Raw genomic sequence first — 23600 nt, forward strand, 5'->3', positions numbered from 1 at the left:
GTCGTCAGCTTACAGCTACGTGTTATTCTTACTATCCACGAATCGCAGCGATCGCTTGACCGCGATCTGCCTGATTGAATACCGCGCTGCCTGCAACGAGGACAGTCGCCCCTGCTTCCTCGCACAAACGTGCTGTTTGTGCATTGACACCGCCATCGATTTCGATTTCCACATGACCCAAGCCACGCTCGTTCAGCATTTGACGCAACTGGGCAACCTTTGGCACAACGCTGTGAATGAATTTTTGTCCACCAAAACCAGGGTTCACTGTCATGAGGAGAACCATATCCAAATCAGCAAGGACTGGCTCAATCGTGAAAATCGGTGTAGCCGGGTTCAATACCACTCCTGCTTTCACGCCTTGCTCCTTGATCAAGTGCAGCGTGCGATGCAGATGACGGCATGCTTCCTGATGAACAGTAATCCAGTCTGCCCCACTTTTCGCGAATTGCGGAATGTAGCGATCTGGCTCCTCAATCATCAAGTGTACATCGAGAGGCAGCTTGGTCACTGGGCGAATCGCCTCCACAATTAGAGGGCCGATCGTAATGTTTGGAACGAAGTGTCCATCCATCACATCCACGTGAATCCAATCTGCTCCTCCCTTCTCGACATCGAGAATTTCTTCACCCAGACGGGCAAAATCAGCAGATAGGATAGAAGGTGCGATTTTTACCATGGTTTGTTCCTCCGTTGGTATTCTTTTAGCTCTTCGCGGAATTGTTTGTAGTGTTCGTAGCGCTGTTCACTGATCTCACCGGCTTCCAGTGCGGCCTGTACGGCACAAGCTGGCTCGCTTACGTGAAGACAGCCGCGGAACTTGCATTCCGAACTGCGATCGGCAAAGTCCCGGAAGGATTCCGCCAGATCAAGCTCGGAGAAATCGATAAATTCGAGTGAACTGAAGCCCGGTGTGTCTGCCACATAGCCGCCGCTCGCAAGCGGAATCAGTTCGACGTGACGCGTTGTATGCTTTCCTCGTCCGAGCTTTTGGCTGACATCTCCTGTCTGCAGGCTGACACCCGGAAACAGCATGTTGATCAGGGAGGATTTGCCTACACCTGACTGACCTGCAAAAACCGAAATACGGTCCCTCAAAATCTCACGCACGTCCTCCACACCGCGTTCATCCGCTGTTGAAGTCGGAATCACGCGGTACCCGATCGCTTCATATTTCTCCACGATTTCGGTTACCTCTTCTTCCGACACTTGATCGGCTTTGGATAGCACAATCACGGAATCAATCCCTGCACGCTCCGTGTGCGTCAGGAACTTGTCCAACAACAACGGACTGAACATCGGCTTGTACATCGAAAAGACGAGTACCGCCTGATCCACATTGGAAACGGGCGGACGAACCAACTCATTCGTCCGTTCGCCCACCGCCATGATATAGCCTTCTTCCTCATTGATTGCATCGTAGACGACCCAATCCCCAACCAGTGGATTTACTTTTGCATCTTTTTTCTTGAAGAGCCCTCGTGCACGGCAACTGTAGATTCGCCCTTCGTCGGCTACATAATAGAAACCGCTGAGCGCTTTCACAATCCGTCCTTCTGGCATTCATGTCCCTCCACTACACTATGGCAAGCTGTTATACGAAACTGGAATCGTCTGGTATTCATTGAAGCCTTGATCAGTCGATCGTTTCACAAAGACCTTGACTACCGAGTCCTTCTGTGGCGCTAAGACGATTGGTACATCGTACTCTTTATTTTCGGTGATCGTTTCTGTGTGGAGAACTTTTGCCTCTCCACGAGCATCTGTCACTTCAATTTTCACTTCCAGTGTTTCACCAGGCACAACCTCTACATAAACCGGAACGTTTGCCAGCTTGGCGTCCTGCGGGTACTGGCCATTGCTTACCTCAAGCGGAACTGCTACACTCTTTTGCACATCCATTCCCGGATCGTATGGGTGCGTACTCAGAACAATGCCTGGTTTGTCAGTGGTATAAGTAGGCACTTCCTTGATTTCACCGACAGACAGCCCTCTTTTGAACAATTCTACTTGTGCAGCCTCTATTGATTTATTCCGGACATCCGGCATTTTCACGAAGGCTTTTCCTTTACTAATCGTGACCGTTACATTCGTTTTGGTCGGGAACACCTTTTCATTTGCGGCTGGAGACTGCTTGATAACCGTTCCGACCTCGGCCTTGTCGTCCTCTTCCTCTACGAAAGTGACATTCTCCAGTTTAAAACCATTGCTTTTCAATGCTTCCTCTGCTGTTGCCCGCGGCAACGTAACCAGATTTGGCATATTGATCTCTTGTTGTCCTTTGCTTACATACAAGGTCACAACGGAATTTTCCTTTAACCGCATGGGAGGTGCAGGGTCCTGGCGTATCACCATTCCCTTTTCTATCGTATCATTGGCTTCTTCGACGATACGGGCAACAAGTTTGGCATCCTGAATCTTCTTCTCGGCAAGCGTCACTTCGATCCCTTCTACATGAGGTACCTGTGCCTCTGGAACGGAAGGAAACAGATTCAACAGTAAGTTAAATCCGAAGAATGCCAGTACGAAAAACAGTCCAATACCGCCTACCCATAATAGGGCTTTGACCCACCATTGTTTCTTGGCTGGTTTGGCGTCCTCTTCTTCCGTACGCTGCTCATAGCGACCACGCCCCGCTCCCCCGGTTTTGCCATTGGCATGACCTTCGAGCATGTCAGGTGTGATGATCGGCACCACACGCGTCATCTCTTCATCCACCGGAAACGTCAGCTTTTCTTCGTTTAATCGCTCTGGAAACAGGCAGGTCTCCAAATCTTCTAGCATTTCGCTCGCGGATGCGTATCTGAGAAACGGATCCTTTACCAGCGCCTTTAAAATGACATTCTCCACACTCTGTGGGATAGCCGGATTGACTTGGCGCGGCTCTGGAAGCGGCTCCTGCAAATGCTTGAGCGCCACTGATATAGGCGAATCACCGGAAAACGGCAGTTCACCCGTCACCATTTCGTACAAGACGATCCCCAGCGAGTAAATGTCGGATTTTTCTCCGGTAATCCCACCGCGCGCCTGCTCTGGCGAAAAATAATGGACAGAGCCAAGCATCGCATTCGTATGCGTTATCGTTGCTGAAGTAACGGCTCGCGCAATCCCGAAGTCCGTAACCTTCACCCGACCATTTTTTCCAATCATAATGTTATGCGGCTTGATATCTCGATGAATGATCTGGTTTTGATGCGCATGATCGAGTGCATCGCAAATTTGCTCGGCGATCCGTACTGCCTCTTCTACCGGCAGCGCACCACGTTGAATGATGACCTCTTTCAACGTGTAGCCTTCTATGTACTCCATCACCATGTAATGGGTATCGCCTTCCTGACCGACATCATACACCCCAACCACATTGGGGTGAGATAAGCTCGCCACCGCCTGCGCTTCTCGTCGGAAACGATTGACGAAATCTTCGTCCGTACCAAACTGTGAACGCAGCACTTTGACTGCCACTGGACGATTCAAAATTAAATCTCTGGCCTTGTATACAATGGCCATACCGCCCCCACCGACGCGGGATTCTATTTGGTATCGTCCTCCCAGTCGTTGACCTTCCATCTCTCTCACCCCTCTTCCTGACCGGCATCAAGCGTATTTCGTACGGCAACCAGCGTTATGTTATCTTCCCCACCGGCATCCAGTGCTTCCTGCACCAAACCGTCCACCTTCGCTTGTAACGATATCTGTTTATGCAAACCTTCTTCTAAAGAAGGATGACTGACCTTGTTGCTCAGTCCATCTGAGCAAATCAAGACGATATCACCCTCTGACCATTCAAACTGCCCAAGATCAATGAGCACATCCGGTTCAGTCCCGAGCGAACGCATAATGACGTTGCGGTGAGGGTGGACAGACGCCTCCTCGGCTGTAATCTGTCCACTTTTCACCAATTCATTGACAAGGGAATGGTCTTCTGTTTTCATGACCAGTCCGTCTTGGTTGTAAAAATACAGACGGCTGTCGCCAATATGCGCGGTAATCACAGTGGATTGATCGAACAAGGCAGCAACCACAGTTGTGCCCATGCCACTGCACTCCGGATGTTCAACCGCATATTCATAGACTTCTTTATTCGCCAGCAGGATAGCGTTCATCAATTGCTCACGCACATCCTCTGCTTCGAGTTCCCCATCTAGGTGACGCAGTTCTTTTACTATTCGCTCAACAGCAAGGCGACTGGCGATATCACCAGCCTGATGGCCACCCATACCATCTGCTACAATGGCGAGCACGCGTCCGTTTAAATCGGTCACACAGGCATAATAGTCCTCGTTAACCTGTCGAACGCGGCCAACATGGGATTTCATCGCGATTTCCATGGCATCACCCCACGGTTTCTTTAGCGTGTTGTGCCCTCAATTGTCCGCAAGCAGCAGCAATGTCACTGCCTTGCTCGCGTCTGATGGTCACATTGATTCCTTTTTCCTCTAAAATGCGTTTGAACTGAAAAATCTCATTGCGAGGCGTACGCACATAATCACGCTCTGGTACGTAGTTCACTGGGATCAGATTCACGTGGCAAAGCATGTCGCCAATGAGTTCGGCCAGCTCCTCTGCATGCTCAGGCTGATCGTTTTTCCCACCGAAAAGACCGTACTCAAAACTGATGCGGCGCCCTGTCTTGTTAATGTAATGGTGGCATGCTTCCATCAGCTTATCGAGCGGGAAGCCGCGGTTGATCGGCATCAACTGGCTTCTCAGCTCCGTGTTTGGAGCGTGCAAGGAAATCGCCAGGTTCACTTGTCCGCCTCGTTCAGTAAACTCGTAAATCTTCGGCACAATTCCACTGGTGGAAACTGTTATGTGACGAGCACCGATATTCAGTCCACGGTTATCGTTGATTACGGACAAGAACGCCATCAAGCTCTCGAAGTTCTCGAAAGGCTCCCCGATCCCCATGACGACAACGTGACTTACTCGCTCACCTTCCGCGTCCAATCTGCGTTGTGCCGTCAATACTTGAGAGACGATTTCACCTGCATCCAGGTTACGCTTTAGTCCACCTAATGTAGAGGCACAAAACGTACATCCGATACGGCAGCCCACCTGTGTTGTAACACAAATGCTGTTTCCGTAGTTATGACGCATAATCACCGTCTCAATCGCATGTCCATCGACAAGCTGGAACAAAAACTTGATCGTCCCATCCTGCGACTCCTGATGCGTGATTTCCTTGAGTGGCTCCATGCGGAATGTATCAGCCAGCTTTTCGCGCAGGTCCTTGGACAAATTACTCATCTCGTCAAAAGTAGTGACGCGCTTTACATATAGCCAGTCAAAAATTTGTTGCGCACGAAATGCTTTGTCGCCAGCACTAACCAGCCATTCCTTCATTTCATCTTGTGTCAAACTGTAAATAAGCGGCTTTGCGCTTGTAAATGTCGTTAACGGCATTCTATCTCCACATCCTCAAAATCATTGCTTGCCTAAATCCATTCTATCATTGTACCTCGTGGGGCGTCTCGCTTCAAACGGTTTTGACATCCAGATTCATAAATGCGTCGCTTTTCCTAGTGTAAACCAATACGCGCGCTCGCAAACAAAGGCAAAGGAGTGGCATTTTCCACCTGTTGGTGCGCCACCCCTTGTTTGTATGTCCGTTTCCTTATCCTCTTCGTTTCAATCGCGCGATAAAGAATCCATCACTCTCGAAATGGTGAGGCAAAATTTGTACGCAGGCTCCGGTTTCATCGACATGCTTTCTGACAGCCTCAGGCAGGTCTTGTGCCAGTGTATCATCTAATACGAAATCAGGGTGTTCTTCGACAAAGCGGCGAACAATCTCCTGGTTTTCTGCTGGCTCGATCGTACATGTGCTGTAAACCATCACACCACCCTGAGCAAGCATCGGCGCCAATGTCTTGAGCAGTTCGTACTGAAGCTGAGCAATCGCACGGACATCTTCAGGTGTTTTGTTCCATTTCAGATCAGGCTTGCGACGAATCACGCCAAATCCGGTGCATGGCGCATCCAGCAGGATTCGATCGAAAGTTCCCAACGCTTTTTCAGGTAGGTCCAGCGCATCACTAACGATTGGCTCGATGATCGTAATCCCGAGTCTTTTCGCTGCACTCGCAATCAGATCGCGTTTGTGCGCATGCACGTCACTCGCAATGATTTGCCCGCGGTTTTCCATCATTTCTGCTATGTGCGTTGTTTTTCCACCAGGTGCCGCGCAAGCATCCAGTACACGCATGCCTGGTTCGGCAGCAAGAGCTGGTGCTACGAGCATAGAGCTCTCATCCTGGATCGTGAAGTAGCCTTCCTTGAACAAGCGAGAGCCTGCTGCATGTCCGCCTTCCATCAGAATAGCATGAGGACTGACAGTCGATGCTTGTCCTTCCAGCCCTTCTTCCGCCAGCTTGTCCAGCAATTGATCCTTCGTCGTTTTCGATGCATTGACCCGGACAGAGCTATGCGGGGTTCTGTTGTTGGCTTCGCAAATCGCAATCGTCGTCTCTTCGCCATATACGGCGAGCCACTGACGAACAAGCCATTCTGGATGAGAATAGGCTACGGCGATTTGCAAGGCACGGCCGCCTTTTGGCTGACGCTCCCACACATCCGGCTGGCGCAACACATTACGCAAGACACCATTGACCATCGAAGCAATCCCTTGGTGACCACGTTTCTTGGCGATTTCAACCGCCTGGTGTACGGCAGCGCGCTCAGGAATACGGTCCAAAAAGCGAATTTGATACAAGCTGAGACGCAGCAAATTACGGACCCAGGTCTGGACCTTTTTATTCCCGACAAAATGGGACAGGACATGATCCAGCGTCAACTTGCGCTGAATGGTACCGTACACAAGCTCTGTTACCAGCCCTGCATCTACTGCACTGAGATTTTCCCGATCCAAGACATTGCGCAGCTCAAGATTGCTGTAGGACTTATGTTCTTCTACCCTGTTCAAAACATCGAGGGCGATATCGCGAGCTCCCTTTTTTGCCACGGACTATTCTCCTACCTTTGTGCCGATTTCAATGCTGCTGCCCGCTCCACGCAAAAAGTCGAGTGCACTCATACGTTTTTTGCCTTCTGGCTGCAATTCGGTTATTTTCACTGCACCGCTACCGCAAGTGACAACGATACCGTCTTCCTCACGGGCGATGATCGTTCCCGGCTCTTTGCCTTCGACTGACGTAGGCATTTTTTCTACCCACCACAGCTTCCAAATCTTGCCTTCGCATGTAGTAAATGCGACCGGCCATGGATTCAAGCCGCGGACTTGGTTGTAAATCTGTTCCGCAGAACGGCTCCAGTCAATTTTTTCATCTGTACGCTTGATATTCGGGGCAAAAGTCGCTGCCGAATGATCCTGTTGCTCTGCTACGAGCTCACCAGCCAACAGGCGCGGGACGGTAGCCATCAACAGCTCAGAGCCTGCCGCAGCCAATTTGTCATGCAAAGTCCCTACGGTATCGCGCTCCTCAATCGGCACGACTACCTTGGACAGCATATCCCCTGCATCGAGAGCTTCCACCATGTACATGATGGTCACGCCTGTTTCCGCTTCTCCCTCGACAATCGATTTATGAATCGGGGCACCCCCGCGATATTTCGGCAAAAGAGAGGCGTGCACATTGATGCAGCCATATTTCGGTGCATCGAGCAGTTTTTTAGGCAAAATCTGCCCATACGCCGCGGTAATGATCAGGTCTGGCTCGAGCGCCAGCACTTCTTCAAGTGCTTCCTCTGCCTTGATTTTTTCTGGTTGCAATACCAAAAGTCCATGACGCAAAGCCGCCTCCTTCACGGGGGGCGGCGTCAATACTTGCTTGCGTCCAACGGGACGATCGGGTTGCGTTACGACTCCAATCACGTTGTAGCCTGCTTCGAGTACAGCCGTAAGACTCGATACAGCAAAGTCAGGCGTACCCATAAACAGGATGCGAGCATCTTTCAAATGGTTATTCCCCTTCCTGGTTCGGGTTTACTTTGTACACCTTGTCAGCTACATCGATAAAGAGGACACCATTCAAATGATCGATCTCGTGTTGAGCGCAACGGGACAACAGGTCGTCTGCCTCGAGCTCAACCACATTCCCGTTACGATCATGACCGCGCAGCTTGATCCACTTGTGGCGACGAACGTCTCCTTGCAGACCAGGAATGCTCAGGCAGCCTTCTGGATAATCGTATTGCTCCCCTTCATGCTCAACGATTTCCGGATTGATCATTTCAATCAGTCCATCACCGCAATCCATCACGATGACACGCTTGGAGATGCCCACTTGTGGAGCAGCCAAGCCTACACCGTCTGCATCGTACATCGTATCTGCCATATCATCAAGCAGCTTGTGCAAGTTGGAATTAAATTTGGTTACGACCATTGCCTTTTCACGCAAAATCGGATCTGGATGTTTTACAATTGTGCGAATCGCCATGTGTTTCATATCCTCCCTAAAGCAGTACGTAAGGGTCGACGTCAATCGTCATCAATACTTTCTGCTGTTTGTTCCATTCTTCAAACGCAGCCGTCGCCTGAGCGAGCAGGTCTGACAGTTGCGGTTCATCACGATATTTTAGCATGATCTGAAAACGAAATCTATCCTTCACCCTTGCAATGGGCGAAGCGACTGGACCCAAGAGGACCGTCGTCTGTGCCAAACGCTGCCGCAAATAGTCAGCCATTGTATGCGCACCGCGGATAACAACAGGTACATCCTCGTGGCTAAACGTAATTAATACGAGACGGAAATACGGCGGGTAGCCAGTTCGTCTACGCTGCATCATTTCATCCTGATAAAATGCGGGATAATCATGCTTAGTCGCGTGAATAATGCTGTAGTGCTCTGGCGTATACGTCTGAATCACGACATCGCCGTCCAACTCATGCCGTCCTGCGCGTCCACCTACCTGCGTCAGGAGCTGAAATGTCTTTTCCGCTGCACGGAAGTCAGGCAGATGCAAGGACGTATCCGCTGCAATGATTCCCGCCAGCGTCACTCGTGGAAAATCAAGGCCCTTGGCAATCATCTGCGTACCGAGCAAAACGTCGCCTTGACCTGAGCGGAATTTGTTTAGAAGCTCTTCGTGAGAGCCTTTACGCGAGGTTGTATCCACGTCCATTCGGATGACCCGGATTCCAGGGAAAAGTTTTGCCAGTTCTGCTTCCACCTTTTGCGTTCCGGTACCAAAAAAACGTATATGCTCACTCTGACACTCTGGACAATGCTTAGGCTGTGCGATGGTGTATCCACAGTAATGGCAGCGCGCCGTATGATTCGTTTTATGATAAGTAAGCGAGATGTCGCAATGAATGCAGCGCATCGTATAGCCGCAGGATCGGCACATGACAAAGGTAGAGAAGCCTCTTCGGTTAAGGAAAATGACCATCTGCTCTTCTTTTGCCAATCGATCTGCAATCATCTCATGTAGCTTCCTGCTGAACATCGAACGATTCTGGGCCTGAAGCTCCTCGCGCATATCCACAACATGTACCTCTGGCATCGGGCGATTCCCGACACGCTCTGGCATGCGCAACAGCTCGTATCGGCCTCGTGTAGCTAATGCATACGTCTCCAAGGCAGGAGTCGCGCTTCCCATGACGAGTACACCCTGATTCTCTTTCGCTCGCCACAGGGCTACTTCCCGTGCATGATAGCGAGGGGTCTCTTCTTGTTTATACGAGCTCTCATGCTCTTCATCGATCACAATCAAACCAACATTCCGAAACGGAGCAAAGATGGCAGATCGTGCACCTACCACCACTTTGACCTGATTGCGAATGATCTTGCGCCACTCGTCATAGCGCTCTCCTTGTGACAACGCACTGTGCAAAACAGCGACGTCTGCACCAAAACGGGCCTTGAAGCGCTCCACCATTTGCGGAGTCAGTGAAATTTCCGGAACGAGAAAGATCGCCTCCCGCCCTTTTTCCAACGTTCGTTCGATCGCTTCGAGATACACTTCTGTCTTACCGCTTCCGGTAACGCCGTGCAGCAAGTAAGAAGCATAGGTTCCCGATTCAATCGATTGCAAGATAGGTGTCAGTACCGCTTCCTGTACCGGGGTAAAGACCGGTTTTTGCTTTTCCTGAAAACGCCGATTGGCGTACGGGTCCCGGTAAACCTCCACTTGCTCGATCGTGATCCAGCCTTTTGATTCCAGGCTTTTCAATGGAGAACGCGTTATTCCGTATTCATCCCGCAGCATTTGTACAGATAAGGACTGCTCCTTGTGCATGAACATCAGTTGAAGGACACGGCGCATCTGCTCTGCTCGTGCAGGCAACGAACTAATCGCTTCTTCCAGCTTACCCTCATCCAATAAGCTCCGGACAAATGATTGCTGCTTGCGAGTAATTTTGTCCCTTACTTGATACTCCGTTGCAAGCAGACCACTCTGTATCCAACCCGGAACGAGCAAATACTCCTCCGCAAATTGTTTCTCCACTTCTGTCAGCGGCAGTTGCCTTTTGCGAAACAATTCCCACAGAAGCCCCGATCTCCCACATGCTTCTTCGTCTAATGCGTCTGTCGCCGTCAGCCACTTCTCCGACTTCCCTTTGAGCACAGCCGGAAGCATCGCCTGTACAGCCGTTACCCATGGACACAAGTATTGCTTAGACATCCATTCGCTCATCTTTAGCAGCTCTAGCGTAAGAGGAGGAGTGTCGTCTTGTACCTGCACGACGTCTTTTAGTCGCGAACGATCTGGTATGGCTTCGTCATCCTCTACGATCCCGATGACATAGCCTTGCAGTTGACGGGGACCAAATGGGACAACCACACGGCTGCCAATGCGAATCAGCGGACGCAACCAAGGCGGAACATGGTAATCAAAAGGTCGATTCGTCCGATTGACCGGAACATCCACGATAATTTGGGCAATCATGACAGGTCTCGGAGCGGTCTATGCTCTTGCACTGCAAGGACAGCATCAAACAGCTTGTCTGCCACAGCCCGCTTGCTCAATTTATCCAATGCCAGTTGCTCTCCGCCACGGGTTAGCAAGGTCACGATATTCGTATCGCTCCCCATACCTGCTCCCTCGAGCAATACGTTGTTGGCTACGATCATATCGAGATTTTTTCGCTCCAGCTTGGACTGGGCATGCTGTAACACGTTTTGGGTCTCTGCTGCAAAGCCAACGACGAAATGCTTCGTTTTCCGCTCACCAATGGTCTTTAAAATATCGGGTGCTTTCTCTAGCGCAAGTTCGAGTGGACCATCACCCTTTTTCATCTTATGTTCAGCTACATGCTTCGGTCGATAATCGGACACTGCTGCTGATTTGACGACGATGTCACAGTCCGGCAACTGCTCCATCACGGCATCAAACATTTCTTGTACCGATTCCACCGCGATGAATTCCACTCCATCAGGACGTGCCAAGGAAGTCGGCCCACTGATCAGTGTGACCTTCGCCCCTCTGTCTCGTGCCGCTTCCGCGATGGCGTAGCCCATTTTTCCTGAAGCATGATTGGTTATGTAACGAACTGGATCAATTTTTTCACGAGTTGGTCCCGCTGTGATCAGTACGTGCTTGTCCAGCAAATCTTTTTCTCGGATCGTTTGTCTTGTCTCATCGGAAGCAAACCATTGACGAACAGCTTCGACGATTTCCTCTGGCTCCGCCAAACGTCCTTTGCCAATCCAGCCACATGCCAAGAGCCCGACACCTGGCTCAACAAACCGATAACCATAAGCCGTAAGCTTATCCATATTTGCGATAACCGCAGGGTGATTGTACATATTGACGTTCATGGCAGGCGCGACCATGACTGGCGCTTTCGTAGCCAGTAAAGTCGTCGTCAGCATATCATCCGCTATGCCATTCGCCATTTTGCCAATCACGTTGGCTGTTGCTGGCGCGATCAAAACGAGATCAGCTCGATCAGCCAGTTCAATATGGCTAATCACATGTGGATCTGGCTCTGTAAACGTATCTGTATAAACAGGCAGGTGAGACAAGGCTTGAAACGTCAAAGGCTGAATAAACTGCAAGGCGCTCTCTGTCAAAATGACATGCACCAATGCACCTGCCTGTGTCAGCTTGCTGGTCAGTGCAGCAGCCTTGTAAGCAGCGATGCCGCCAGATACTCCAAGAACAATACGTTTTCCTGCAAGCGAATGCATCTGCACTCTCTCCTTTCTCCCCTATCCGAAATCCGAAAAAAACAACCTCGCGAGGTTGTTTTTTAAGGTGACTGCTTATTTACGACCGTCCAAAAACTCGTGAACGAGCTCGTCGGTGATGAACTCTTCCAGTGCCAAACCTACAAACTTTTTGGATTTTGGTCTCACCACTTGAACTTCGCTGTTTTCGCGAAGCTGACGCGCACGCTTGGACGCTACTGTCACCAGGATGTACTTGCTCTCCGCTTTTTCAGTCAATTCGTCAATAGATGGATACAACATAATTCTATTCAACCTCCTGTAACCATTTGCGATATTTGTGAACCTGACGTTCTTTTTTCAGATGTTCCGCTGTAATAATCGCTTGGATTCGATCGCAAGCCGATTCGATGACGTCATTGACGACTACATAATCGTAGTGGTCCATGAGCTCGATTTCAGCACGCGCCACTTCCATGCGCTTGCGAATGATCTCTTGTGATTCTGTCCCGCGACCAACGATCCGGTTTTCCAGTTCGTTTAAATCAGGCGGAGCCAGGAACAGGAATGTACCTTGCGGGAAGCGCTCTTTTACTTGAAGAGCACCCTGAACTTCGATCTCAAGAATGACATCGCGCCCCTCATTCAGCATATCGTCCACGAAATGACGAGGTGTTCCGTAGTAATTTCCTACGTATTCTGCCCATTCCAGAAGAGCATCTTCTTCAATCATCTGCTTGAACTCTTCCTGGCTTTTAAAAAAGTAATTAACTCCTTCCACCTCTCCAGGACGCGGCTGGCGTGTGGTAGCGGAAACAGAATACACCAGATTAGGCATCACTTCACGAAGCGCCTTGCATACTGTTCCTTTTCCCACACCAGCTGGTCCGGAAAGAACCAAAAGGAGACCACGATCAACCATACTCATTGTTTACACTCCTACATTATTCGTCCGATTCGTCATCCTTCGTAGTCAAGCGCTGTGCCACTGTTTCTGGCTGTACCGCTGACAAAATCACGTGATCGCTGTCTGTAATAATTACCGCACGTGTACGTCTCCCATAGGTAGCGTCCACAAGCATGTTGCGATCACGCGCTTCCTGGATGATCCGTTTGATAGGAGCGGATTCCGGACTTACAATTGAAATAATGCGGTTGGCATTGACGATGTTGCCAAAACCGATATTGATTAGCTTGATTGCCATGACGGCCCAGCCCATCCTTTCATACTACTCGACATTCTGTATTTGCTCCCGCATTTTCTCCAGTTCTGTCTTGATCTCGACAGCCAGATGCTGAATGCGCAAATGATTCGCTTTGGAAGCAATCGTATTGGCTTCCCGATTCATTTCCTGGAGCAGAAAATCCAGTTTTCGACCAATTGCTTCTTCTTTGCCTAATTGAATAGCAAACTGTTGGCAATGACTATCTAAACGGGTCAACTCTTCACTAATATCACTTTTATCAGCGAAAAAGGCAACCTCTTGCGCTACACGAGCAGGGTCCAATTCAAAAGGTGTCAAACCGGCCCACTCACTTACGCGTTGCTCAAGTCGGCCCTTGTAATCTTCTCTACAAAGTGGGGCCAACTGGGAGATCTCCCGCGTCCATGTGTTGACGGCAGTCAGGCGACTGGCTAGATCAGTGTGCAGCAGATTACCCTCGGTCTCTTTCATCGAAACGAGATCCATTGCTGCGCCCCTGACCAGGTCTTGGAGCCACTCTGCCAGCTCCTCGACATTGTCCTCTGACTCTTTGGTATGTATCACGCCAGGAAAGTGTAGCAGATCCTTGACGGTTAAAGGCGTCTCAAGCGAAAAACGCTGAGTCATCTCGCGGGAAATGGAGACTAGCTGTTCAGCTACATCCCAGTCAATGTCCATAACCGTAGCAGAAGAATTTTTCCCTTCCACTGAGACAGTGACATCGACACGCCCTCTTCTGACATACTGCGCGACCAGCTTACGAATCGAATCCTCAAGCATATTCCATGCTTTGGGCAGGCGCACAACAATCTCAGAAAAGCGGTGATTCACTGCACGAATCTCGACTGTTGCTCGAATGGAGCCTTTGCTATCTTCTTTTCTACCGTAACCAGTCATGCTTCGAATCACAAGTTTTCACTTCCATAGACGAAAAAATCGTTAATTTATTATAGGAGACAACTCTTGGCAGTGTCAACCGAAGCAACCCCACCACGATGAGATTCCTCCTTGCTCTGACTTATGCTACACTGTGACTGGCAGCTCTCTATTTATTATTCTAGCCATTTTTTTGATCTGAGGTGACCTTTGTGGCATTTGATGGCGTAGTAACCCGCTCCGTTGCGAGGGAATTACATAAACTGGTAGGAGGACGCATCTCGAAAATCCACCAGCCCCACCATAGTGATATTGTTATGCAAATACGGACACAAGGAGAAACGGTAAAGTTTCTCCTGTCTGCAAACCCGACCTATCCCCGCTTGCACATCACGACAGAAGAATTCACGAATCCGCTGGAAGCTCCGATGTTTTGCATGCTATTGCGCAAGCATTGTGAAGGCGGCGTAATTGAATCTGTCCAGCAAATCGGGATGGAGCGAATCATTCACATCGACGTACGCACCCGAGATGAGCTGGGTGACACGGCTGTCCGCCGAATTATTGTAGAGATCATGGGCAAGCACAGTAACATCATCCTCATCGATCCTGCAACCGGAATGATTTTGGACAGCGCTATGCATGTGACGCTCGCCATTAGCCAGTACAGACAAGTTACACCTGGCAGACCTTATGTCTCTCCTCCGAGCCAAGATAAACGCGACCCTCTCACTGTAACCGAGCAAGCGTTTATTTCTTCCCTCGACTGGAACGGCGGCCGTTTGGACAAGCAAATCGTAGATGGCTATACCGGGATTAGCCCCTTATTGGCAAAAGAAATTTTGCACAGAGCTGGCCTCGCGAATCGTGAAACACTATGGGCTGTCTTTTCACAGGTGATGAAGGCAATCAATGCTCATGAGTATTTGCCATCCATTATAGAGGCAAATGGCAAAGCGTATTTTCACGTCGTTGAGCTGACTCATCTCTCAAATGGGGTTACCACCCCCTATCCTTCCGCCCAAGAATGCTTGCAGGCATTTTACGAAGGAAAGGCGCTCCGTGACACTGTCAAGCAGCGTGCACACGATTTAATTCGTTTTGTCACCTCTGAGCGCAATAAAAATGAAAAGAAAATCGAGAAGCTCGAGCAAACACTGCAAGATGCGCATGAAGCAGATCAGTTCCGCCTGTACGGTGAATTGATGACCGCCAATATGCACCAAATGAAGCGAGGGGATCGCGAACTCGTCACAGTCAATTGGTATGACGAAGCGGGAGGTACCATCACAATTCCGCTCGATCCGTTGAAGACCCCATCGGAAAATTTGCAGTCGTATTATAAGCGGTATAACAAGGCCAAAAACAGCCTTTCCATCGTAAGTGAGCAGATTGAGCAAGCGCAGGCTGAACTCTTGTATTTGGACGGTGTATTGGTTCAACTGGAACATGCCACCTTAAAAGATGCCGAAGAAATTCGCGAGGAGCTCGTTGAGCAAGGCTACATGCGTGATCGTAAAAAACGCGGTCCGCGCAAGAAAAAAGATATCCGACCAGAGCTTGATACGTACTTTTCTTCGGACGGCATTGAAATTTTGGTCGGTAAAAACAATAAGCAAAATGAATACTTGACCAACAAGCTCGCATCGTCGCAAGAAACATGGCTGCACACCAAGGAGATCCCTGGATCCCATGTAGTCATTCGCGCTCGTGAATTTTCGGATGAAACGTTGCTTGAAGCAGCAAATCTGGCGGCTTATTTCAGTCGTGCCAAAGAAGGAAGTCAAATTCCCGTAGATTACACGCTCGTCAAGCATGTAAAAAAACCGAGCGGGGCCAAGCCTGGCTATGTGATCTACGAGCAGCAACGAACGCTGTATGTGACACCCAATGAAGCACTGATCCGCCGTTTAAAATCAAACACCTCTTCTACGAATAGTGCGACTACCTAAGTTCATACTAAGGGCATGAAAGGTGGTGTTCGCTCTTTGAACATCGTTCTCAAGCTCTTGTTTAACGGAATCATTGCCATTCCAGGGCTTTGGTGGTCGGGAACGTCCCTTATGTTTGCAGTGCTCGCAAGCGTGATTGTCAGTTTACTGGGTTATGTACTTGATTTGACAATCCTTCCGCGTACGAACAATACGTTTGCGAGCTCCGCTGATTTCTTGTTCGTGTTTGCCTCCTTGTGGCTTGGCTGTTACTTGTTTGGTCAGACCATATCCTTATCTGGTTTGTTGTTGACGGCATTTGCCATTACGGTGGTCGAATACTTTTTCCATGGTTACCTGCAACGGCACGGAGTCCATCATTCCAAACATCCGGGCTGAAGCATCATTTCTATTTTGGAAGGAGGATCAGGATGAACGTCATTGGCATCATCCAGACCGATCTTAACGAATTCAACGTGCTGTTTGAGCAGCAAGGCGGACAGGGCGGACAAGGCGGAAACGGACAAGGACAGCAATCACACGGCAGCGGACAAAATAACCAACAAGACCAAGACAGCGACTCAATGTTTCTCAGCTTTCTTGATGAGCAGCCGAGTTCAAATGAAAACAGCGGACAAGGGAACAGCCAAGGTGGGCAACAGCAAAATGGCGGCGGCCCGCAAGAACTGACCGTTCGCATTAAAGGAATTCCTGAGGGGCAAAAAGCAAACTTCCTGCAAATGTATCAAATTCTTCAAGACGCCCAAGACTCCCAAACACTTGAAAAGGACCTGACCATTGTCGATCACGGGGATCAAGACCAGGGCTCCCAAAAACAAGGGCAGGGTCACGGCTCGGGCAAGCAAAACAAAACCACCCATTAATCAAGCTACAAAAACAAAAACCACCTGGAAGCAGATTCCAAGTGGTTTTTTGTGCTATCGGCAATTCATTGCATTCATAAACGGCCAAGTCCCCGCTCTGCCGTTGACCTCATGTTTCTATAACCTGCGCTCACACAGGTGGGCGACCCTTCTGCACTTCAGCCTTCCCATGCATCCAAAAAGGAGGTGGGCCTGACATCCATCACAGTTTCCGTCTCCCGAAAAACACGTATAAGGTTAGAAACATTTACGGCCTATCGTACATCGCAGGATCTTGATATCCCTACTTTATCACAGAATGGTCCTTTGCTCAACGGATAAAGTTCCCTTTGGACTTTTATCTCATCCCTTCTACACGAAGGATACACATTTTAACTCCCAAGAATAGTTCCACTCCAATTTCGCCAACCTAGAGAGGAAAACGAATGAAGGGAAGGAAAAACATGCAATTTCGAACAAACATGCTGACAACCTGCTTACTCGCCATGAGCTTGAATGCTGTATCATTCCCCACCATCATTCCGCCCGCAGCAGCTAGCACACATTCTCATCCTGTTGGCGAGGACAAGGGACGATACGAGAATGAATCGTTTCGGAATATTGCGATCACCAAAACAGGTGAAGGACAATATACGATTAAGGGTGAAGCACGCGTGAACGAAGCCAACGTACGATTCGTCGTGAAGGACGGAGACAAGACATTGGCAAATAGCTTTGTGACAGCTAGCATGGGGGCTCCTGACTGGGGGAGCTTTTCCATCGATCTCAAGCTGGACCCAAGCGCAAAATCACCTGTGCTCTCTTTGTTCGAGGAAAGTGCAGCGACAGGACAGCGCATTCATGAGCTAAACATCCCATTGCCAAAATAAACCGCTACGTGCGCTTCAGCTTCGCTTGTACAAGCGCCTGAAATTCAGGACGTGCGATTAGGGACGGCTGCTGTTGCTTTTCCCAAGCCAATGCATATTCTAGGCCGTTTGCCTGGCAGCGTCCCAATCCTTCTTTTGTTACCGCATACGCTTGCTTCGGCAGGCGACGTACCGCAGCAACCAATTTTGCAACCTCACTTTCGACTTGACTAGCTTCTACCGCTCGATAGATCAAGCCGATTTCCTCCGCTTTTTTCCCTGTAATCTTTTCTCCCAGCAGTGCGAGACGCTTCGCCCATGCCGTACCAACAAGCCTTGGCATAAGGTATGTCCCGCCAAAATCCGTTGTCAGACCGATCTGGACAAAAGGCTCCTGCAACAGAGCGTCCTCCCTCGCAATGACAAAATCAGCATGCAACGCGAGGTTGAGTCCCGCTCCGACGGCTACTCCCTCGATGACTGCAATCACAGGCTTTGGCATTTGATGCAAGTTGGTGATGAAATCATTAATGATCGTCAATGATTGATCAGCGTCACTCTTATCCGTCAGCGCAGTCAACACGCCCAAATCAGCACCGGAGCAAAAGTTCCCCCCCGCTCCCCGCAAAATAAGCACATCGACTTCCTCATCTGCTGAGGCTTTTGCGATCGCGTCCTGCAAAAGGGAAAACATTTCAACCGTCATCGCATTAAGGACCTGTGGTCGGTTGAGCGTAATCGTGCAGATTCCACCAGCTTTTGTTACGATCAATTGCGTATGATGATCCTGTTCCATCATTTTTCTCACCCTTTCCTATAAAGAAGCAGCAGGAATAACCCCCTGCCTTTGCAGCCTGCTCAAATCCTCCTCTGTAAGGTTCAGCTTGCGCTTGAGCAGCTCGTACGTGTAATCGGTGTGCCACGGGGGTGACAATCGCTCCGCCCTGTATCGATGTGCGAAGCTCCCCTCTTGATCGGGCGACTTCTTTTCCAAATAAGGAAGCGTATACGCTATCTCCCTGTTCGCAACGTATGGATTGTCTACCCAGTTTTCCCAATCTTCAACGGCGGTCAGACAGCAATCCACTTCACTGCCCAGTTCACTCCACTCTGCTTGGGTTCTGGACAGAAACAGTGCTTTCATATCGTCAAACACCTCTGGATGCTCAGCAACGCTAGCTCGATAGCATAGCTCCCAGTCTGCTCTTCCTACCGCGCGACAAAAATTAAGCCAGAACTTCTCTTCCAAAGCAGCAAGTGCGACATACTGACCGTCTGCTGTCTCAAAGACCTGATACGCCAGCAAACTTCCTCTCCCGGTCTCCCGTCCAATCGAGGAGCTGTATAACATGAACAGTGCATGCAGCCCTGTCCAAGAACTAAACAAGTCAGCCGACGAAACATCCAAATAAGCTCCTCGTCCTGTCCGTTCACGTTGCACAAGCGCCGCGCATATTTGTTCACTGGCATACAACCCGAGCGCATAATCAGATAGCGGAATATCTGCAACGACAGGCTTGCCTTCCAGATCGCGAATCAGCGAGAGAAATCCGCTTACTGCCTGGACATTCAAGTCATGTCCCCCTATTTGGTATAGCTCGCCGCTTTGACCATAGCCCGTCACGGAGCAATAAATGACCGCAGGGTGCATCTCCCACAGGCGATCGTAATCAAGTCCCAAATGTCGCATTACACCTGGTCGATAGCTTTCCACCACGACATCAGCCTGTCTGGCCAGAGCAAACGCGAGCGCTTTTCCCTCATTCGTCCGCAAATTCAAGGAAATACTTTTATGATTGCGATGTGAACGCAGGTAAAACGCTCCCGTCTCTCTAGCTTCAGGATGAGAAGGCCCGGTTAACGGTGAGTGAGCTTTGTCGTGAAACGGTTCCACCTCGATGACCTCTGCCCCCAAATCAGCCAGGCGCATCGTACAAATCGGACCTGGAAGATGGCGAGAAAAATCAACTATCGTCACTCCCGTCAACATAATTTGACTCCCCCTTCACCGACTACACTCTCCTTTAATTCGAGATGAACGACTGTTCACCCTCTTTTTTAATAGAAAATTCAAACAAATATAAAAGCCGTCCCAAGTGGAACGACTTTTCCAAGAACGGTTATTTTATTAACCGGAGAGTGAGCGGGTAACGGAATTCTTTTCCCTCATTCGCTTTCACCGCAGCGATAATAACGAAGATCGCCCAAAAAATAAAGAGGGCTCCCAATAATAGTACGCCGATAAAAATGATGATCAACAAACTCGAAATGGCGGCATAAATCGTCACCGAGATGCTAAAATTCAGTGCCTCTTTTCCATGCTGATAAAAAAAGGCTCCTTCTTCACGTTTGATCAACCATACGATTAAAGGTCCTAGTACATTGCCGAACGGAACGATAAAACCAAGGAAGGCGGATAGATGTACGATCATCGCCCACATTCGTTCCTCTTTCCCATTCAGGAATTGCATATCCATACCTCCATTAATCCTTTTCCTCTATTGTACGACAAATTGCGCAAAACTTGCGAAAAAACGAAAAAAGCGCCACCACGGCGCCTTTCTCTATTAATACTTGCTCTCGTGACTTCCACCGTACATGCCGCCGTATCCGCCGTCGTACCCGCCACCATGAGAGGAGCCGTAACCATCGAAACCGCCGTAACCGCCGCCAAAGTGGCCATAACCGCCACAATGTCCGTGTCCCCCACTACGACCGTATGGTTTACAATGGGTTTTGTAGTGTGGCTTGTAGAAGCAATGCTTTCTGTACACTTTCTTTTCGCAGCATTTAAAGCATCTGCGACGAGATCTTCTGCATCCGCAACTCATTAACCTCACTCCTTCCTGTTCGTTACATCTACAAGGTATGTAGGTGAAGACATATCGGCATGGACATAAGTCTATACACTAGTCAAAATCAGCGGATGTCTCGTAGGCAATTCAGTAGTAGGAGTGGTCAATTGCTGATTGGATCGCGCTTTTTCCGATCATCTGCCCCAAAAATAACGGATTCTGCCGGTAACTCCGGTACATGAGAGCATACTCATTCATCCAACTTAATGGGTAACGAGCTTGCGTAGCTCATTAATACCGTGGTGGTCGGGAATTTCTTGAAATTCCTTTACTTTTGGCAACGTCAACAAATGAGGCTTCACCATATAGCCAGGCTTGGAAATATACACGACATCACAAGATGTAATCAAATCAAACACTTCGGCATGGTTCGCTTCTATAGTCCGAATATCCAAATGTGTAATGCCTGCGTTGTAGAGATCATTGATCATCCCCGCACCACCTCGTATGGTCGCACAGATCAATCCGACTTTCGTATTTCGTGGGTAGGCCTCCATGGCAGGGATCACAGTCGTCGGGTCCGGGATAAAATCAAGGCTAACGATAGGAGGAGCATCCTTCGGAAGTTTCAGGTTAACACAAGGAGGGATAACGATGGCTTTGTATTGTTGCAAAAAATTCGCATCGCATTGTACCTGCTGGGAAAAATCCTCGAAAGTTCTCCCTTCGACCATCACACTCGGAAGATGGTACTGCACCAACCGCATATATTCAGTGACCTCCAGCTCTGTGAACCGCAAAAAAAGAACCGGAAACTGATTGATTTCTTGTAACACACAGGAAAGGACGCGAGAGAATTCATCCATGGAATAGCCTATTGCTTTTACTTTATGAATGGTTTCTTTGGCGAGTAAAGCAAGATGGATCGGGTTACGTGTCAAGAGCGCGTCACTTGCGCTATTGCTTACAATCGTTCCCCTCCCTTGCCGACAATCAACCAGCCCTTCTTGCTGGAGACGCAAATACACGCTGCGAACGGTGTTGTAATTGACTTTCAACTGTGCCGCCAACTCCCTAACCGTTGGCAACTGCTCTTGGGAAGGAAGCTCACCGCTTCGAATCGAGGATGAAATTTGTTGGTATAATTGCTCGTGATAAGATATATTGGATTCCTTTTTCAAGGTCAAAGGTAGCATGTATTCACCTCTCCAAAAGTAATTAAAATGATCGTATAGGAATTCAAAATCGATCGTCAATAGAAGGGAAAGCATGAAGCCAGTGTACCGGGTCATACTAATTCAGATGACAATTCCTTAGGAAGAAGGTGCCTTCGTGGGAGAACACAGTCGTTTTCGTGAAGGAGAAAAGTCTCCGAAAAATGCCGTATACATGGAGATTGGTGAATCCGGCGCAAGTGTGCAGGACCCGATGATCATCGAGCTTTCCAGAGGGGAAAAGTTCCCCGCTACACGAAATAAAAATCGCGTATGGACGCAAAAGTAAGGAATGCAAAAACCAACCTGGCACCATGCACAAGGTTGGTTCTCTTTTTTACTAATTATCGTCATCTTCGTTGTCTTCTTCCTCTTCGTCTTCTTCATCACCGCTCAAGTAAATAACGGTGACTCCCAAGCTCTCCAATAACGAAAGGACTTCTTTGTTCAACTCCTGATCCATGAGCAATCCCAGGCTTTCCACGAGCTCGAGCTCTTCCAGTTCTCCTTGTTCTGCATCCTCGATCAGTTCTATGATTTCGGTCATTCGCTTTTTTTCCAATACGGCTACGAGTTCATCTCTTGTCATAAATGGTTTTACACCTCATTTTCTACTCTCTATGCTTTATAATAGTACATAAACGAACTATTGAAAACCAAGCAGTGAGGTGAAGATCACCATGTATCCGCAACCGTATCTGGATTATTTGATCCAGTTTCATGTAGAACGCGATTATTTTGAGTGTCATGAAATTCTCGAGGAGTATTGGAAAAGCGCTCCTCCACATGAGCGACAGCCAGTATGGGTTGGCTTGATTCAAATCTCCGTCGCTCTTTATCACCAGAGACGAGGGAATCAGTCAGGTGCAATCAAAATGCTCACAAGCGCCATATCCCTTGTCAAAAAGCATCATCTTGACATCCAAAAGCTTGGGTTGGATAGTGACAGTCTAGCGAGCCTGCTTGAAGAGCGCCTGACGGAAATACAAAATGGTCAGCCCTATCGAAGCCTGTCCTTGCCCATGTCCGATGCTTTGAAACAGGCGTATCAAGAGGCTTGTACGATGCAAAATCACCCTGAACATCGGGATAGCGATATGCAAAACGCCTACTTGCTGAATAAGCATACCCTGAGAGATCGAAGCGACGTTTTGGCAGAACGCCAGCACCAGCTACAAAGGCGCGAAGCACGTCGAAACAACGAGTCGAACTAATCTGCGTACAGCTGCAAATAACCGGCTGGGACAGCATCGCTCAAACAATAGTGTTCACCCACTCGGTAAAAGCAAATCCCGGCTTCATGGGCCTCCTTTGCATTCACAGCCACGAGGCGCAATGTGTCTGTCGGCTCTCCAATATGCTCCGGTCTATCCGCAAGCTGCACATACTCACTGGCAATCGGCAACAGGCCTCCAGTGAGTACTTGTTTCACTAACTTTCGATGTGTTCCGTAATAAAGAACGTCAGGTGGTACGATCTCGATGAGCCTGCTTTTTGCAATCGAGGGCAAAAATCCGAAGGTAACTCGAATGAGTGCTCCACCGTCCCATTCGACACTCCGCTCCGGATCGAATTCCACGACTTGATGAAGATCTTGCCTGGTTATGTATGCGCACCCTTTCAGCGTATGAAGATAGTCCAGCAACGGCTCAACCGGGGTATAACCATACGTGTCATAGTAAAGTTGAAATGCTTCACTGTTTTGCCGAAGTATACTGAGCAATCGCTTGCGAAGCCTCGTTTCTTCATGAATCGCCAGCATCAGTTTCGCCCTCC

27 protein-coding genes and 1 other RNA gene are annotated in these 23600 nt (G+C 49.1%); 6 read left to right on the plus strand and 22 right to left on the minus strand.

The genetic code is table 11. The features are described from left to right. Nucleotides 1-31 precede the first annotated feature (31 nt). From rpe to ACM6JA_RS09125, 14 genes are all read right to left on the minus strand, one after another. The gene (gene rpe / locus ACM6JA_RS09060) at nucleotides 32-679 is read right to left on the minus strand and encodes a ribulose-phosphate 3-epimerase (protein ID WP_414852023.1); all 648 of its coding nucleotides are present in this window, start codon (nucleotides 677-679) and stop codon (nucleotides 32-34) included. Further along, nucleotides 673-1563, minus strand: a complete 891-nt coding sequence (gene rsgA / locus ACM6JA_RS09065; protein WP_414852024.1) for a ribosome small subunit-dependent GTPase A — start codon at nucleotides 1561-1563, stop codon at nucleotides 673-675. The genes rpe and rsgA overlap by 7 nt, the downstream gene beginning before the upstream one ends. Before the next feature lie 18 nt (nucleotides 1564-1581). Next, nucleotides 1582-3567, minus strand: a complete 1986-nt coding sequence (gene pknB, locus ACM6JA_RS09070) for a Stk1 family PASTA domain-containing Ser/Thr kinase (protein WP_414852025.1) — start codon at nucleotides 3565-3567, stop codon at nucleotides 1582-1584. Nucleotides 3568-3572: 5 nt separating this feature from the next. Then, nucleotides 3573-4328: a Stp1/IreP family PP2C-type Ser/Thr phosphatase gene (locus ACM6JA_RS09075; protein ID WP_414852026.1), complete on the minus strand. Its 756-nt coding sequence runs from the start codon at nucleotides 4326-4328 to the stop codon at nucleotides 3573-3575. Between the two features lie 4 nt (nucleotides 4329-4332). Next, nucleotides 4333-5403, minus strand: a complete 1071-nt coding sequence (rlmN, locus tag ACM6JA_RS09080; RefSeq protein WP_007728377.1) for a 23S rRNA (adenine(2503)-C(2))-methyltransferase RlmN — start codon at nucleotides 5401-5403, stop codon at nucleotides 4333-4335. Nucleotides 5404-5614: 211 nt separating this feature from the next. Continuing rightward, nucleotides 5615-6961 (minus strand): 16S rRNA (cytosine(967)-C(5))-methyltransferase RsmB, encoded by a 1347-nt coding sequence (rsmB, locus tag ACM6JA_RS09085; RefSeq protein ID WP_414852027.1) that lies wholly within the window; start codon nucleotides 6959-6961, stop codon nucleotides 5615-5617. Between the two features lie 3 nt (nucleotides 6962-6964). Continuing rightward, nucleotides 6965-7915, minus strand: a complete 951-nt coding sequence (gene fmt / locus ACM6JA_RS09090; RefSeq protein ID WP_414852028.1) for a methionyl-tRNA formyltransferase — start codon at nucleotides 7913-7915, stop codon at nucleotides 6965-6967. A 4-nt stretch (nucleotides 7916-7919) separates the two neighbouring features. Further along, nucleotides 7920-8396: a peptide deformylase gene (gene def, locus ACM6JA_RS09095; protein WP_007728382.1), complete on the minus strand. Its 477-nt coding sequence runs from the start codon at nucleotides 8394-8396 to the stop codon at nucleotides 7920-7922. 16 nt (nucleotides 8397-8412) lie between these two features. Next, nucleotides 8413-10848, minus strand: a complete 2436-nt coding sequence (gene priA, locus ACM6JA_RS09100; RefSeq protein WP_414852029.1) for a primosomal protein N' — start codon at nucleotides 10846-10848, stop codon at nucleotides 8413-8415. Beyond that, the gene (gene coaBC / locus ACM6JA_RS09105; protein ID WP_414852030.1) at nucleotides 10845-12092 is read right to left on the minus strand and encodes a bifunctional phosphopantothenoylcysteine decarboxylase/phosphopantothenate--cysteine ligase CoaBC; all 1248 of its coding nucleotides are present in this window, start codon (nucleotides 12090-12092) and stop codon (nucleotides 10845-10847) included. Before coaBC ends, priA begins: the two co-directional genes overlap by 4 nt. Nucleotides 12093-12167: 75 nt before the next feature. After that, nucleotides 12168-12374, minus strand: coding sequence for a DNA-directed RNA polymerase subunit omega (rpoZ, locus tag ACM6JA_RS09110; protein WP_414852031.1), 207 nt, complete (start codon nucleotides 12372-12374; stop codon nucleotides 12168-12170). A 4-nt stretch (nucleotides 12375-12378) separates the two neighbouring features. Beyond that, nucleotides 12379-12999, minus strand: a complete 621-nt coding sequence (gene gmk / locus ACM6JA_RS09115) for a guanylate kinase (protein WP_414852032.1) — start codon at nucleotides 12997-12999, stop codon at nucleotides 12379-12381. Between the two features lie 16 nt (nucleotides 13000-13015). Then, entirely contained in the window at nucleotides 13016-13276 is a 261-nt protein-coding gene (gene remA, locus ACM6JA_RS09120) for an extracellular matrix/biofilm regulator RemA (protein ID WP_015891999.1), read from the minus strand. 24 nt (nucleotides 13277-13300) lie between these two features. Further along, entirely contained in the window at nucleotides 13301-14185 is an 885-nt protein-coding gene (locus ACM6JA_RS09125; protein WP_414852033.1) for a YicC/YloC family endoribonuclease, read from the minus strand. Nucleotides 14186-14364: 179 nt separating this feature from the next. On the opposite strand from ACM6JA_RS09125, the gene ACM6JA_RS09130 reads away from it, so the two are divergent. Genes ACM6JA_RS09130 through ACM6JA_RS09140 form a run of 3 tightly spaced genes read left to right on the plus strand, consistent with a single transcriptional unit; the run spans nucleotide 14365 to nucleotide 16967 of the window. Beyond that, entirely contained in the window at nucleotides 14365-16104 is a 1740-nt protein-coding gene (locus ACM6JA_RS09130; protein WP_414852034.1) for an Rqc2 family fibronectin-binding protein, read from the plus strand. 36 nt (nucleotides 16105-16140) lie between these two features. Further along, nucleotides 16141-16482 carry a DUF2512 family protein gene (locus ACM6JA_RS09135; protein ID WP_007728396.1) on the plus strand — a complete coding sequence of 114 codons (342 nt, stop codon included), beginning with the start codon at nucleotides 16141-16143 and terminating at the stop codon, nucleotides 16480-16482. A 32-nt stretch (nucleotides 16483-16514) separates the two neighbouring features. Next, on the plus strand, nucleotides 16515-16967 hold the full coding sequence (locus ACM6JA_RS09140) for a hypothetical protein (protein ID WP_390232932.1): 453 nt from the start codon (nucleotides 16515-16517) through the stop codon (nucleotides 16965-16967). A gap of 85 nt (nucleotides 16968-17052) precedes the next feature. Here the strand turns inward: ACM6JA_RS09140 and ssrS are convergent. Then, a non-coding RNA gene (gene ssrS, locus ACM6JA_RS09145) (6S RNA) lies at nucleotides 17053-17243 on the minus strand. A gap of 167 nt (nucleotides 17244-17410) precedes the next feature. On the opposite strand from ssrS, the gene ACM6JA_RS09150 reads away from it, so the two are divergent. Then, a complete protein-coding gene (locus ACM6JA_RS09150; protein ID WP_414852035.1) occupies nucleotides 17411-17836 on the plus strand; it encodes a Gmad2 immunoglobulin-like domain-containing protein in 426 nt (141 codons plus the stop codon). A 4-nt stretch (nucleotides 17837-17840) separates the two neighbouring features. On the opposite strand, the gene ACM6JA_RS09155 is transcribed toward ACM6JA_RS09150, so the two are convergent. The 5 genes from ACM6JA_RS09155 to ACM6JA_RS09175 all read right to left on the minus strand — a co-directional run bounded on the left by ACM6JA_RS09155 (nucleotide 17841) and on the right by ACM6JA_RS09175 (nucleotide 21806). Beyond that, complete coding sequence (locus ACM6JA_RS09155; RefSeq protein ID WP_414852036.1) at nucleotides 17841-18611, minus strand: enoyl-CoA hydratase/isomerase family protein; 771 nt, start codon at nucleotides 18609-18611, stop codon at nucleotides 17841-17843. Between the two features lie 18 nt (nucleotides 18612-18629). Continuing rightward, nucleotides 18630-19805 carry a CaiB/BaiF CoA transferase family protein gene (locus ACM6JA_RS09160; RefSeq protein ID WP_414852037.1) on the minus strand — a complete coding sequence of 392 codons (1176 nt, stop codon included), beginning with the start codon at nucleotides 19803-19805 and terminating at the stop codon, nucleotides 18630-18632. A 130-nt stretch (nucleotides 19806-19935) separates the two neighbouring features. Beyond that, nucleotides 19936-20286, minus strand: a complete 351-nt coding sequence (locus tag ACM6JA_RS09165) for a DUF4870 domain-containing protein (RefSeq protein WP_414852239.1) — start codon at nucleotides 20284-20286, stop codon at nucleotides 19936-19938. 96 nt (nucleotides 20287-20382) lie between these two features. Next, complete coding sequence (locus ACM6JA_RS09170; protein ID WP_414852038.1) at nucleotides 20383-20589, minus strand: hypothetical protein; 207 nt, start codon at nucleotides 20587-20589, stop codon at nucleotides 20383-20385. A 284-nt stretch (nucleotides 20590-20873) separates the two neighbouring features. After that, complete coding sequence (locus tag ACM6JA_RS09175) at nucleotides 20874-21806, minus strand: GntR family transcriptional regulator (protein WP_007728411.1); 933 nt, start codon at nucleotides 21804-21806, stop codon at nucleotides 20874-20876. Nucleotides 21807-21942: 136 nt separating this feature from the next. On the opposite strand from ACM6JA_RS09175, the gene ACM6JA_RS09180 reads away from it, so the two are divergent. After that, complete coding sequence (locus ACM6JA_RS09180) at nucleotides 21943-22113, plus strand: YjzC family protein (RefSeq protein ID WP_007728413.1); 171 nt, start codon at nucleotides 21943-21945, stop codon at nucleotides 22111-22113. Between the two features lie 51 nt (nucleotides 22114-22164). Here the strand turns inward: ACM6JA_RS09180 and ACM6JA_RS09185 are convergent, their stop codons facing one another. Further along, nucleotides 22165-22413, minus strand: coding sequence for a hypothetical protein (locus tag ACM6JA_RS09185; RefSeq protein WP_414852039.1), 249 nt, complete (start codon nucleotides 22411-22413; stop codon nucleotides 22165-22167). Between the two features lie 91 nt (nucleotides 22414-22504). Here ACM6JA_RS09185 and ACM6JA_RS09190 point away from each other — a divergent pair, with 91 nt between their 5' ends. Then, nucleotides 22505-23038: a DUF309 domain-containing protein gene (locus ACM6JA_RS09190; RefSeq protein ID WP_414852040.1), complete on the plus strand. Its 534-nt coding sequence runs from the start codon at nucleotides 22505-22507 to the stop codon at nucleotides 23036-23038. Here the strand turns inward: ACM6JA_RS09190 and ACM6JA_RS09195 are convergent. Continuing rightward, complete coding sequence (locus tag ACM6JA_RS09195; RefSeq protein WP_414852041.1) at nucleotides 23035-23586, minus strand: RNA 2'-phosphotransferase; 552 nt, start codon at nucleotides 23584-23586, stop codon at nucleotides 23035-23037. The genes ACM6JA_RS09190 and ACM6JA_RS09195 overlap by 4 nt on opposite strands. Between the last annotated feature and the right edge of the window lie 14 nt (nucleotides 23587-23600).

It is taken from the genome of Brevibacillus sp. IT-7CA2, from assembly GCF_949767855.1.
Taxonomy (GTDB): domain Bacteria; phylum Bacillota; class Bacilli; order Brevibacillales; family Brevibacillaceae; genus Brevibacillus.